The following is a 1,148-nucleotide window of genomic DNA, read 5'->3' on the forward strand; positions in this document are numbered from 1 at the left end:
CATTTTTCAAACCCCGGCGGTCTGTGGATAACCAGCCTGCCAAGGCTTGCCCGAGCGGATCACCGCATTGATGATCGTCAGCAGCTTGTGCATGCACGCCGTCAGCGCAACCTTCTTGGGCTTGCCCGCCTGCACCAGCCGCTCATAGAACGCCCTCAGGCAGGGGTCATAACGCACCGCACTCAGGGCCGCCATGTACAGCGCCGCGCGCACGTTGGCCCGACCGCCCCATGTCGTGCGCTTGCCTTTGAACTTGCCACTGTCGCAGTTCAACGGCGCCACGCCCACCAACTTGGCGATCTCGCGCTGGCTCAGCCTGCCCAGCTCGGGCAAGGCGGCCATCAGCATGGTTTGTGTGCCCGCACCCACGCCTTTGAGTCCCTTGAGCAGCGCGAGCTTGTCTTTGAAGTGATGCTTCAAATGCCGGTCCGCATCGTCGTCAATCTGTCCAATCTGGCGGTCCAGCTGTTTGAGCATCGCCTGGATGCTCTTGCGCTGCGATGGGTGGGCTCCGTTCAGCCGATTGCCCTCAGCCACCCGCATGCCCACCAGTTGCGCACGTCGAGTGACCATGGCCAGCAGCAACTCCTGCTCGGGCGTGGGCAGTCTGTGCAGCAACCGCTCGCGCCGGTCGCTGTGGTACAGGGTGCGGGCAAAGTGCGACAGGGCCCGTGCATCGGTGCTGTCCGTCTTGGCCAGGTAGCCCAGCGCCTTGGCAAAGTCATGCGCCTGCCGGGGGTTGACCACCATGACTGCAAAGCCACTGGCGCACAGGGCCGTCGCCGCTGCCCGCTCCAGTCCTCCTGTGGCTTCCAGCAGAACGACAGCTACCCGGGGCCTCATCGCACTGAGTTCGGCCACCAGGGTCTTGAGGCCCGCCTCGTCGTTGCCCAGCGTTCGCGTCTTGGCACTGTCATCCAGTGCGACCTCCAGCGTCGCCTTGGACACGTCGATGCCTACAAAAATCAGTTCATCCGCGTTTGTCATCACCCATCCTTGCAAATACGAGGTCTGCGCGGCTTACGCCTTGCACAGCCAACCAGCAACTGTTCGGGCTCGCAACAAACGGCCAGTCATCCACGCCAAATGCTCTCCCACGGGCTTCGATCCCAGAGGGCTTACGGGCTGTGGATAACTGTCCAAACTCA

General features: G+C 62.7%; 1 protein-coding gene. It reads right to left on the bottom strand.

Annotated features, from left to right (window positions below; genetic code table 11):
• Nucleotides 1-6: 6 nt before the first annotated feature.
• On the bottom strand, nucleotides 7-987 hold the full coding sequence (locus tag ACK41V_RS23525) for an IS110 family transposase (RefSeq protein ID WP_409786098.1): 981 nt from the start codon (nucleotides 985-987) through the stop codon (nucleotides 7-9).
• Between the last annotated feature and the right edge of the window lie 161 nt (nucleotides 988-1,148).

Source organism: Acidovorax sp. (assembly GCF_046291265.1).
Classification (GTDB): Bacteria; Pseudomonadota; Gammaproteobacteria; order Burkholderiales; family Burkholderiaceae_C; genus Acidovorax.